This window comes from Halanaerobaculum tunisiense (genome assembly GCF_054657635.1).
Genome location: NZ_BAAHYI010000014.1, coordinates 51683 through 62974, shown reverse-complemented (window position 1 = coordinate 62974; position 11292 = coordinate 51683). Strand labels below are relative to the sequence as shown.

12 protein-coding genes are annotated in these 11292 nt (G+C 34.8%); 1 reads left to right on the top strand and 11 read right to left on the bottom strand.

Going from position 1 to position 11292, the window contains the following annotated elements; all coding sequences use genetic code 11:
• Window positions 1-263: 263 nt before the first annotated feature.
• The 9 genes from ACYQ3D_RS11300 to ACYQ3D_RS11260 form a co-directional block, all read right to left on the bottom strand.
• Entirely contained in the window at window positions 264-869 is a 606-nt protein-coding gene (locus tag ACYQ3D_RS11300) for a class I SAM-dependent methyltransferase (RefSeq protein ID WP_459838474.1), read from the bottom strand.
• A 6-nt stretch (window positions 870-875) separates the two neighbouring features.
• Window positions 876-2024 (bottom strand): putative glycoside hydrolase, encoded by a 1149-nt coding sequence (locus ACYQ3D_RS11295; RefSeq protein ID WP_459838473.1) that lies wholly within the window; start codon window positions 2022-2024, stop codon window positions 876-878.
• A gap of 115 nt (window positions 2025-2139) precedes the next feature.
• A complete protein-coding gene (gene lysS / locus ACYQ3D_RS11290) occupies window positions 2140-3615 on the bottom strand; it encodes a lysine--tRNA ligase (RefSeq protein ID WP_459838472.1) in 1476 nt (491 codons plus the stop codon).
• 18 nt (window positions 3616-3633) lie between these two features.
• Window positions 3634-4116, bottom strand: coding sequence for a transcription elongation factor GreA (gene greA, locus ACYQ3D_RS11285; protein WP_459838471.1), 483 nt, complete (start codon window positions 4114-4116; stop codon window positions 3634-3636).
• Between the two features lie 154 nt (window positions 4117-4270).
• Complete coding sequence (locus ACYQ3D_RS11280) at window positions 4271-5341, bottom strand: SDR family NAD(P)-dependent oxidoreductase (RefSeq protein ID WP_459838470.1); 1071 nt, start codon at window positions 5339-5341, stop codon at window positions 4271-4273.
• A complete protein-coding gene (locus ACYQ3D_RS11275; protein ID WP_459838469.1) occupies window positions 5338-6264 on the bottom strand; it encodes a quinate 5-dehydrogenase in 927 nt (308 codons plus the stop codon). The genes ACYQ3D_RS11280 and ACYQ3D_RS11275 overlap by 4 nt, the downstream gene beginning before the upstream one ends.
• A gap of 80 nt (window positions 6265-6344) precedes the next feature.
• Window positions 6345-7316 (bottom strand): tRNA dihydrouridine synthase DusB, encoded by a 972-nt coding sequence (gene dusB / locus ACYQ3D_RS11270; RefSeq protein ID WP_459838468.1) that lies wholly within the window; start codon window positions 7314-7316, stop codon window positions 6345-6347.
• Window positions 7317-7338: 22 nt separating this feature from the next.
• A complete protein-coding gene (locus ACYQ3D_RS11265) occupies window positions 7339-8103 on the bottom strand; it encodes a type III pantothenate kinase (protein WP_459838467.1) in 765 nt (254 codons plus the stop codon).
• A gap of 141 nt (window positions 8104-8244) precedes the next feature.
• Window positions 8245-9243 (bottom strand): biotin--[acetyl-CoA-carboxylase] ligase, encoded by a 999-nt coding sequence (locus ACYQ3D_RS11260; protein ID WP_459838466.1) that lies wholly within the window; start codon window positions 9241-9243, stop codon window positions 8245-8247.
• 114 nt (window positions 9244-9357) lie between these two features.
• On the opposite strand from ACYQ3D_RS11260, the gene ACYQ3D_RS11255 reads away from it, so the two are divergent.
• Window positions 9358-10380 (top strand): S1C family serine protease, encoded by a 1023-nt coding sequence (locus tag ACYQ3D_RS11255; protein WP_459838465.1) that lies wholly within the window; start codon window positions 9358-9360, stop codon window positions 10378-10380.
• A gap of 21 nt (window positions 10381-10401) precedes the next feature.
• On the opposite strand, the gene ACYQ3D_RS11250 is transcribed toward ACYQ3D_RS11255, so the two are convergent.
• Together ACYQ3D_RS11250 and panD are read right to left on the bottom strand one after the other, a co-directional pair.
• Window positions 10402-10923, bottom strand: coding sequence for an ECF transporter S component (locus ACYQ3D_RS11250; protein ID WP_459838464.1), 522 nt, complete (start codon window positions 10921-10923; stop codon window positions 10402-10404).
• A complete protein-coding gene (gene panD, locus ACYQ3D_RS11245) occupies window positions 10920-11291 on the bottom strand; it encodes an aspartate 1-decarboxylase (RefSeq protein WP_459838463.1) in 372 nt (123 codons plus the stop codon). The genes ACYQ3D_RS11250 and panD overlap by 4 nt, the downstream gene beginning before the upstream one ends.
• Window position 11292: the final 1 nt, after the last annotated feature.

Sequence of the window (11292 nt, the reverse complement as noted above, 5' to 3'; positions counted from 1 at the left end):
TTTTTCTTGCTTGTCCTGAGAAAAAATGCTTTCTCTCTCAAGCGACATTTATTATATTATCATAACTTCCTGTCACTGTCAAGAACTTTCTTGCTTTTCTTTGTTGTTTCTCTGCTTTCTCTCAAGCGCAATTACTACTTTAACAAATAAATGATCCTTCGTCAAGAAATAACTTCAACTTTCTTATTTGCTTTCTTTTCTCTAACGCGACAATTAGTATCATAACATTTAATTTGTCGTTTGTCAATGAATATTATAAAAAATTACAACTGACATACTGCCACCATTAAGTAGTATTTCTTATCTGGTTTAGGCTTTTCAATCTTACTATTTCGTTGGCAAAATAATTCCACTTGAGAAAAACTACTCAATAACTTTTCAAATTCTCGTTTAGTATACTGCCGATAGTGATAAGGATTAGAACACTCACTCTCTCTACCTTGTCCAAAAGGGGTAGAGATAATTAATTTGCCAGTCGGCCGTAACAACTTCTGTAAATTAGATATAAATTTATAATCATCTTTAATATGTTCAACTGTCTCCATACTGACTATTGTATCAAATTTACCTATCTTCTCAGTCAACCTTAGATCAGTTCCACTCCCAACTTTAAATTCTGTCCACGGATAATTATAATGTTCGCGGGCGTACTCTACACTTTGCCGATCAATATCTAATCCAACAATCTGCTTGATACCCTCGCCCATTGCCAATAAAACTTCTGCCCCATAACCTACCCCACAAGCAAAATCTAATACCCGGCCTTGAGTATACCTACTAGCAAATTTATACCGGGCAATATGTTCTATTAAAAGTCCATTGTCCTGACTCATCTGTTTAGGAATAACTCGTTCATTAGTTAATTCCATTTCCACTCATCCTTCCTGTACCTGATTAATTAACGCTTCAATCGTATAATTAGAACTAGAATTCCATAATAACCAACTATCTAACTCTCTATCATTAACTGCTTTAATTTGGGCCTTGATCTTTTTCTTATCATATATACTCCGGAAAGAAAAATCCTGTAACCAAGGTCGTAATTTATAACTACTACTGCCTAGCTTCTCTTGAGCATCTGCTAGACTTCTACTAATTAATTTGTAAGGGTTAGCACTAGGGTCGTCTAATCCATAAATTCCCGAGTTATAATGAGACGGATAAATCATAGGTGAGATATAATCAAGATATTTAACCATCTTAGTAATGTCCTGTCCAATCCCTAAATCACCATTAATAGTAGTTGTTAATCCAAACACATCAGCCGATAATAAAACATCTTGGTCTGCTAATTGGTGATTAGCATACTGCAAAAAATCAAGTATGATTTCTGATTTACTATACTCGGGAGGGCTTTTAATCACTAAATTATTATCACTAGCTAAAGTAGGAAATCGAATATAATCGAATTGAATCTCATTAATCCCTAACTCAACTGCCTGTCGAGCAAGTTGTAAATTGTGATCCCAGACTTCTTTAAAATATGGATTAGTCCATTTGCTACTATTAATTACAACAGTAGAATCATCTTCTAGTTTATACTGTAAAGAATATTTATCCTGCTTAGATAGTTTTAAATCTTTAAACACAGCTAAACGACCAATCACATAAATCCCTTGTTGTTGAAACTTAGCTATTAAATTGCTTAGCTCTTTTCTAGCTGATTTTTGTTCTAAAAAAGCAGTCTTACCAGTTACATCCTTAATATCAAGCACAACAGCATTTAATCGGCTATTCTTTAATACTTTTAGTAACTTTTTCATTTTTTCTTTATTACGGATTGTTTTAGTATTAATATAAATTCCTTTTATTCTATTAGATTGCTTACTAAATGGTAGTCTTAACTTTGATTTAGTTAACACATATTTTTTTTTCCTAAAACCATCATATTCTAATTTTGTTGTTAAAGAAAATTGAGGGGAGGCTGTTGATCGACTATCTTTTAATTTTAATTGTTGGGCATAACCTGATACAGTAGCTAATAAAATACATATTAGAACTAAAATAAATGTTTTTCTCTGCAACTATAACACCTCTTAACTATATATTATAACATTAGTCAGAGAGAGATTTAATCTGTAATTTATTGTAGTTAATACAAAAAAAGGAGGATTAAATCCTCCTTGAGAATAATTAATATTATTTTTCCGGACGTAAATGAGGAAAGAGAATAATTTCTCTAATAGATGAAGAATCAGTTAGTAACATAATCAGTCTGTCAATTCCAATACCTAATCCTCCAGCTGGGGGCATACCGTATTCTAAAGCTCTAATAAAGTCTTCATCCATCATATGAGCTTCATCATCTCCAGCTTCTCTTTGCTCATGCTGAGCTGCAAATCTTTCCTCTTGATCAATAGGGTCATTTAACTCTGAAAAAGCATTAGCTAACTCATCTCCAGCAATAAATAACTCAAATCTATCTGTAAAATCTGGATTATCAGGATTTCTTCTAGCTAGCGGAGACACTTCGACTGGATACTGGGTAATAAAAGTTGGTTCAACTAATTTTTCTTCTACAAACTCTTCAAAGAACTCATTAATCAGTTCTCCTAAAGAAATATCATCTTCATATTCTAAATCTTTTTCATCAGCTAAAGATTTAGCTTCTGCCAGACTAGTTACTTCATTAAAGTCTACGTTAGCATGCTGCTTAATAGCTTCTAACATAGTCATTTGCTGCCAATTACTTAAATCAATCTCTTGGCCCTCATATTCTATCTTTAAAGTATCCAATACATTTTCTGTTATTGTCCTAATTAAATCTTCTGTTAAATCCATCATATCTCTATAGTCTGCATAAGCTTGATAAACTTCCAAAGAAGTAAACTCGGGATTATGTTTTCGCGATAATCCTTCATTTCTCATATTCTTACCTAATTCAAATACTTTTTCAAAGCCACCTACTAGTAACCTTTTTAGATAAAGTTCAGGAGCAATTCTCATATATAAATCAGTATCTAAAGCATTATGATGGGTAACAAATGGTTTAGCAGCAGCTCCTCCAGCTATCTGATGCATTAAAGGAGTCTGTACTTCTAGATAATCTTGTTCTTCTAGATATTCTCTAATACTATGTAGGATTTTACTCCTTAAAACAAATTTCTCCTGTACATCATCATTTACAATCAAATCTACATACCTTTGGCGATATCTCATCTCTACATCCTTTAAACCATGCCATTTCTCCGGTAGAGGACGTAATGATTTAGCTAACACTTTAAAGTCTTCTACCTGAATAGTTATCTCGCCTTCTCCAGACTTAAATAATAGACCTTCGATTCCAATCTGGTCTCCTATATCCAATTCATTAAAGACCTGATAAGCTTCTGCTCCTACATTATCCTCTTTAACATACAGTTGAACTTCCCCGGACATATCCTTTAAATCAACAAAACTAGACTTACCATGATCTCTAACTGCCATAATTCGACCTGCTACCTTAACCATTACACTTTCTTCTCTTAAATGGCTATAATTAGCTTTTACATCCTCTGTCTTATGAGATCTAGTAAAGTCATTTTCGTATAATTCGACTCCTTGCTCTTCTAGTTCTTCTAACTTATTACGTCTTTCTAACATAAGATCATTCAATTCTTTTTCTTCAGCTGACATTACGATACCTCCATATTACTATTTTCTAATTGCTAGAATCTTATACTCAATAGTTCCAGCAGGAACTTCAATTTCTACTGTGTCTCCTACTTTATTCCCTAATAAGCCTTTACCTACTGGAGACTCATTAGAAATTTTATTTTCATCAGGATTAGTTTCTGCTGAACTAACAATCTTATATTCTATCTCTTCATCTAATTCTTTATCCAGTATTTTAACCTTAGTCCCAATATTTACTTCAGTTGTATCAATATCATCTTCATTAAGGACTTCAGCCTTCTTGATCATCTGTTCTAATTCTTTGATTCTTCCTTCTACAAAGCCTTGTTCATCTTTAGCATCATCATACTCAGAATTTTCACTAATATCTCCTAGTTCGCGTGCTTCCTTAATTCTTTGGGCTATCTCTTTTCGTTTAGGACCCCTTAAATAATGTAACTCTTCTTCTAATTTATCCAATCCTTCTTGAGAAATAATAAGCTTTTCTTGTTCCTGATTCATAATACCCCTCCTTGATTAAGTTAAATTACAGGAGACCGATCTTAAATTAACATGTTTATTATTTCAAAAATAAAAAATGGTGTCAAGAAAACAATCTAACATTCTTTCTCTTTCTAGCTTTAATAAGGTATTATAATCTAGTTGCTAACTATTGTCAAGTGGAACTAAGGACCTCTCTAACTTTATTTACTTGTTGTAAACTTAGCTCTTGGTCTAAACTTCTTAAACTAGCTAATGAAAAACCATGTTTTTTAGCTAATTTATTAATCTCCTTTATTTGAGCACAGTCTAAATTAGCTCCTAGACTATAATTTTCATATTTGCCCTCTAAAGCTAAGATCATAGTTTCTGCCATACAAGCATAAGCTGTTCCAACTGGAAAACCAAAATCCAAATTAAATTTCACCGCTCCAGGAACTTTGACAATACCACCATCAATTACTAAAACATCAGATCTATTATTAATTACTTCTTTTCCTACATCTCGGGGCCTAGCCACATCACAAATTATTGCCCCTGACTTAAGCAAATCCACTTGTAATAAATTATCTACTGCACTGGAAGCAGCAATTATAACATCTGCTTGTGGTAAATATTTATTCAGCTTAACAGTTGTTTTCACGTCCAGCGAATAACCGGCTGTTACTTCTTGGGCCAACTCCTCTAACTTGTTCTGTTTTCTAGCAGCTAGAATTAATTGTTGACTATCTGCAGCCAATAACTTAGTACAGGCCTGCCCAATAGAACCAGTAGCCCCTACAATTAGTACATTTTGGTCTTTGATATCTACTCCGGCCATCCGACAAGCTAATTTAGTTCCTTCTAAAGCAGTAGCTACTGTATAACTATTGCCTGTAGTAACAGGAATATCTAACTCTCTAGCTACTGTAACCCCTTTATCACCTACCACAGAAGTAAAAGCACCTAAACCTACAATCTCAGCCCCTAATTCTTCAGCTTTCCTACCAGCTGCTATAATCCTCTCTATTACTTCTTCAGTGGGCAACTCCAACATCTGCCGAGAAGTTAACGGACAAGTTATAAACCAACCTTCTGCTCTGGAATCTAATCGAGACTTGATTCCTGTAATATGAGAGGTCTTAAAAGCAGGAGCTAGCTTAATAATCTTTTCTACTAGCCTATCAGGTACTGCTTTAGCAACAGGAAATTTACGAGCTACATCGGCTGCTTGCAACGGGTGAATAACAAATCCAAATTGCTTCATCTAATTCCTCCCTCTGATAAATCTCGCTGATTTAATTCCTCAATCCGAGGCCTAAAATCAATCTGGCGCAATAAATTCAAATAATCAGACACCTCAATCTCAGTTAATGGTTTATCCAGTAAACTTACTAGTGCAGCCTCTAGTATATTAGTCCCAAAGGAACGTCCCTTAAATTCAGGAGTAGTTGTAATCAACTTAGCTACCCCTCGTTGTTGTAATAAATTAATATCTTGATCAGTTATAGTATTAGTAATAATTATCTTCCCTTTTAGATCAACTGGTAAGTAACGCTTAATATAATGAAAATCACCAGCTATAACATCAGCTTGCCGATAATATTGACTAAATTTATCCTTTCTCTTGAGCTGTTTATCCCCTGTTGGATACAATAACCTAAAGGGTAATTGACTAATCACAGGTAACAATAATTTAGCAATCTTATAAAAAGTTGATAAAGACTTAATAGCCCACGGGAGTCCTAAACCAAAAATCAAATCTCCAATAATTAACTCAGCATCTTCCTTAGCTATAGCTTCTGCCATCCCAAATCTATCTAGAGCACTTACTATTAAAACTTTTTTATCAGTTAGATTGATCTCCTCAGCCACCTGCTTGATAGCTTTTCTTTCTAATGTATTCTTCAGACCACTACCATCTACAATAGGCGTCTTCTCAATTTGGCGAATAAGCTTTTTAGCAGTCCGCAATTGATACTTCTTAGCTCCAGCATAGATATTTAAATCAATTCCTCCTAAGCCAAAAGCATCAACTTGGCCATCAAGCTGACTAAATAAATCACTAGCTTCTTCTAAATCACCATCTGTTCCAATTCTTTCTAAGATAAATTCCTCTCCTAATAACTTATATCTAACCTGATGATCACGCCGCGAAGATCCTAAACTAATACTAACTACATGTTTCATAATTTCCACTCCTTTCTTCTAATATGTACAACCTAACCAAAATTATTATATCCAAAAAGAAAAAAGCTGATACTTGAGTATCAGCTGAATTGATTCTGGTATTCAATTAATATTCGTTTCATTTCTGCTTTACTCTGGGCCTGATTAACTTGATCTTTAACTGTAGTACAATTACTTAATCCCTTAAGATACCAACTAGCATGCTTTCTCATCTCTCTAATTCCTACATACTCGCCCTTATATTCTACTAGTCTTTCTAAATGATCTATAGCCTGATCAATCTTTTCTCTAGGAGTAGGCGCTGGTAATAACTCGCCTGTCTCTAAATAATAGGCTATTCGCTTACACAGCCAAGGATTACCTTGAGCCCCGCGAGCAACCATTACGGCAGCACAATCTGTCTGCTCTATCATCTCCTGAGCATCTTGAGGACTGAAAATATCACCATTACCGATAACTGGAATTGAAACTGCCTGATTAACCTGGTTTATAACCTCCCAATCAGCCTTTCCCTCATAAAACTGCTCTCGAGTCCGACCATGAACCCCAATAGCTTGCGCTCCATTTTCGGCAGCAATCTTAGCTATTTGGCAAGCATTAATCGTCTCACTATCCCAGCCGGCCCTAATTTTGATAGTTATTGGTATCTCCACTGCCCCAGTCATAGCAGCAACAATCTCACCTAATAACTGTGGTTCCTTCATTAAGGCAGAACCAGAACCATCCTTTACTATCTTGGGAGTAGGACAACCAACATTCAAATCAATAATATCAGGTTGACTAACCTCTTTAACCTTTTTTGTTGCTTGAGCTAAAATTTCAGGTTGATTACCAAATAGCTGGACAGCAACAGGTAGTTCTTGTTTTTTTATTTGTAATAGTTTTTCGGTTCTTTGATTACCATAAACTAAACCTTTAGCACTCACCATCTCTGTATACACTAGACCACAACCACCAATTTCCCTTACCACTTGCCGATAAGGTAAATCAGTCACCCCTGCCATAGGAGCTAGAATAACTTGTGGATCTATCTCTAGATTATCTATCTTCATTTTTATATCACCTCAACCTTAATCACCGATTCATATTAGCAACAATTCTTAAGCCCTCTAAGGTTAAAAACTGATTGTTAATCTCTATTTCTTCTGACTGACTGGCAATTAAATCAGCTAATCCTCCAGTAGCAATTACTTGTGGTGTAGATGCAAATTCCTCTTTCATCCGTCTTACTATTCCATCAACCTGACTAACAAAACCATATAAGATTCCTGATTGTAATCCATCACGAGTATTCTTACCAATTACCTGCTCAGGAAATTCCAATTCAATATTAGGTAATTTAGCGGCTTGATCAAATAGTGCATCAGTAGAAATACCAATTCCAGGAGCAATTACTCCGCCAGAATAATCCCCTTGGCTAGATAAAGCATCAAAAGTAGTTGCTGTCCCAAAATCAACAATGATGGCGGGGCAATTGTACATCTGATCAACAGCTACTGCATTAACAATTCTATCTGCCCCTACTTCTTTGGGATTGTCCATTTTAATATTAATTCCTGTCTTAATTCCCGGGCCAACAACTAACGGCTTAACTCCTAAATATTTAATTGCTACTTCTTCTAAAGCATGAATAATCGGGGGCACTACTGAAGAAATAATAACTCCATCTACATCTGCTAATTCCTGGTCAGTACTAGAAAATAAATCAGTCAATAACACCCCGTATTCATCAGGCATCTTTTTACGATCAGTAGAAACTCGCCAATCAATTAACAACTCTTCCTTATCGTATAAACCTAATACAATATTAGTATTACCTACATCAACTGCTAAAATCAAAGTTCTCACCCTTTACCCAATATAGTTTACAGAATTGACAATTGACAGTTAAAAACCTCAAAACAAAACCTTAAATAATAAATATAGAAAATTTAAGCCCAACTACAAACTATTAAATATACATTCATCACTATCAACTACTTAGTTTTCAGAATTAAAATTCCGATGAGATAAAGAAACATCACCAGAATAAACTTTCTCCCGGCCAGTCTCAGTCTCTATTACTAACGCTCCATCAAAGGCTATATCATTAGCTACACCAACATACTCTTGCGAACCATCTACAATCTTGACTTCTTGGCCCAAAGTAAAAGCATGTTTTTTCCACTCAGCTAATAATAGATCAAACTGCTTTAACTGTGGAATTAACTCTTCTAACTCTTCTAATAGCTGCTGAATAAAAGAAATTCGATCTATCTTGGCCCCTAATTCATGAGCAATAGTTGTTACTTTGTTATGTAGATCAGCGGGCAGTTTAGCCAACGGAAAATTAGCATTAATCCCTAAACCAATAACTAAGTAATTAACCTGGTCTAATTCTGCTCCCAGCTCTGTTAAAATTCCACTTATTTTTTTGTCATTAATTAAAATATCATTAGGCCATTTAATATAAGCCTCTAAATCAGTTAACTGATTAATTGTTTTTACCAAAGCCAATGATGATAAATAAGTAGCTCTAGCAGCTAGAACTGGTTTAATATCTGGGCGTAAGATAAAGGATAACCAAATCCCACCTGGGGGACTACAAAATTTCCGGTTTAGCCGTCCCTTACCTCCTACTTGTTCTTCAGCAACAACAACAGTTCCCTCTTTAAATCCAGCTTCTGCTTTTTCTTTAGCTAACCGATTAGTCGAATCAATTTGAGCTGAATAAAAGATTTGGTGGCCCATTTGGTCTGTAGTTAATCCTCTACTAATTTCCTCAGGCAATAAAATATCAGGGGCTGCTAATAATTGATAACCTAACTTAGAAGAAGACTCTATTTGGTATCCTACATCTCTAAAATAATTAATATACTTCCAAATAGTCGTTCTAGACACCCCAAGTTGGTCGCTCAATCGCTCCCCGGATAAATAATCACCTTGAAACCGATATAATAAATCTAAAACTTGTGCTCTACGCTGTAAATTACGCTTCATAAATTGTCACCTTCTTTTTTCTAAACTAATTATATAATATTTAGATTCAAAAGACAAAGAGAATATTGAGTTTTAGCTACATAACACCTATAATTATTAATCAAGGAGGCAGTCATGATTAATAAAAACTATTTAATATTATTTCTGATTTGTTTACTATTAATTAGTTACAATGCTCAACCAACTTTAGCTAGTTCACAAGTTAAACCAAATACTTTTGCTTCTGAAATAGAAAAAACACTACCAGCTGTAGTCAAAGTTACAGGAGTGAATCCCCAACAAGAAAACCAGACTGGAGCAGGAGTAATTATTGACTCTACAGGTTATATAATCACTAGTAAACACTTAGTTACTCCAGCAGATAACATCACGATCAACCTAAAAAACAAAACTAAATCCCAATCTGCTACAATAATAGGTAGTGACTCCCACTGGGATATAGCATTACTTAAAATCAATGCTACCGAATTACCTACAGCTCAATTAGGTAATTCAGAAAGACTACAAACTGGTGATTTAGTATTAGCTATTGGGCATCCCTATGATCTGAATTATTCTATTAGTCTAGGAATTGTTAGTGCTACCAATCGCTTTCTTAAACTCAACCAAGAAAATACAACTAAAACTTATCAACACCTGATCCAGACTGATGCAGCTATTAATCCTGGCAATAGTGGTGGGCCATTGCTTAATACTCAAGGAAAAGTGATAGGCATTAATACTGCAATTAATTTCAAAGCCCAAGGAATCAGCTTTGCAATCCCTATTAATCAAGTTCAAAGTTCAGTCCAAGAATTAAAAGAACACGGTAAAATCATTAGGCCTTGGTTAGGCATCTACTTACAACAGCTAACTGCTAATTTAAAAGATCATCTTAATTTTACCCGAGATTATGGCGCTCTAATCTCTAATATTACGCCTAATAGTCCGGCTGCTAAAGCAGGATTAAAACGAGGAGATATTCTTCTTCAGTTTAATCAGCAAAAAATAAAACAACCCCAGGATCTAAAAAACAAATTAACTAAGTTAAATATTGGAGCCACAATAACTTGTACTATCCTAAGAAATAATAAAACCAAAACTTACACCTTACAACTCAAAGAACAACCAGACAAAAAATTACAGATTGCTAACTAAAAAGCCTTTGCCAAAGGCTTTTTAGCTTTGTTGCATCTGTAAACTAGACTGTTGCAAAACTTTAGTTAGTGCTACTGTAACTACAGTTCCTACTACTACCTCAGGCAAACCATGAGTGACAGCAATTCCTAAAGCAGCAGTCTGATTTAAATAACCTCTCATTACTGCTAAAGATAATACTCCTACTGTATTGGTTACAGTACCTACTATAGCTGCTGTACTAACAGCAATTAATCTCTGGCCGATAAACTTATAACTATAAGCTGCTAAAATCCCAATTAATACCCGCGGTACAATAGCTATTAATGGATCAACAAAAAAAGCCCCACCTCTTATAAAACTAGTGATCCCAAAGATTAAACCTACTAAGGCCCCAACAGTTGGCCCTTCAATAATAGCCCCAATAATTACTGGAAGATGCATAATTGTAGCAGCACCTGCAGGAGTAGGGACCGGAATAAAGCCTAAAGGAGTAATACTTAACACAATAGCAACAGCACCTAAAATACCAGTTATCGTCAGTTGTCTTGTTGTTAAATTCACTCTTCTCCCCCCTTGAACTTTTGTTTAATATTATTCTTTTCTCCTACCAATATAAATTCAGGTTCTAAACTCTTAGCTTCTTCCTCACTCATTAAAGCATAAGAGATAATAATTACTGTATCTCCTGGTCTAGCCTTTCTAGCTGCTGCTCCATTAAGACAAATAACTCCTGAACCTCTTTCGCCAGGAATAACATAAGTTTCTAAACGTTCTCCATTATCATTATTAACCACTTGAACTCGTTCATTAGGGTAGATATCTGCTGCTTCCATTAATTCTTGGTCAATAGTAATACTCCCTACATAATTTAGATTAGCATCAGTAACTTTAGCTTGGTGAAGTTTTGATTTATGCATCATCCGCATCATT